This window comes from Phaeodactylibacter luteus, from assembly GCF_007993045.1.
Taxonomy (GTDB): Bacteria; Bacteroidota; Bacteroidia; order Chitinophagales; family Saprospiraceae; genus Phaeodactylibacter; species Phaeodactylibacter luteus.
In genome coordinates, this window is sequence record NZ_VOOR01000217.1 from 1 (window position 1) to 414 (window position 414).

Below are 414 nucleotides of genomic sequence, written 5' to 3' on the forward strand. Positions count from 1 at the left end.
ATAGAGACCATTCTTGCTGTAGACTCAGATGGCAACACAGTTACCGGTTCTGAAACCATCGACATGGAAGCAGGTGATATCCTGGTGTTTACCTTGCGTGACAGCGATAACTTCAACCCATCGGCCGCTTCCGGCTCTATCAGCAACTTCTCATACGTAGTACCTGAGCAGATCATCGGCGACGACGACATCTACGGCGGTTTCGAAAACTGCTGGGGCTACATCACTGGCGAAGACAAGACGGACCCGATCATCTCTTGCCCAGCTAACGATCCTGCAGACTTCCTGTGCAGCGCGTTTGACGTACTGTACGGCGGCGACGCAGGCAACGTAGCACAAGAGACTGCGTTCATCGAAGGCACTTACATCTTCACAGGCGCGCCATCAGCAGTGGACAACTGCGATACTGACCTG

Annotated in this window: 1 protein-coding gene; it reads left to right on the top strand. The window is 53.4% G+C overall.

Translation table 11 applies throughout. The features are described from left to right. Positions 1-414 (top strand): hypothetical protein (locus FRY97_RS22700; RefSeq protein WP_170254892.1); only part of this gene is annotated, 414 nt, incomplete at both ends.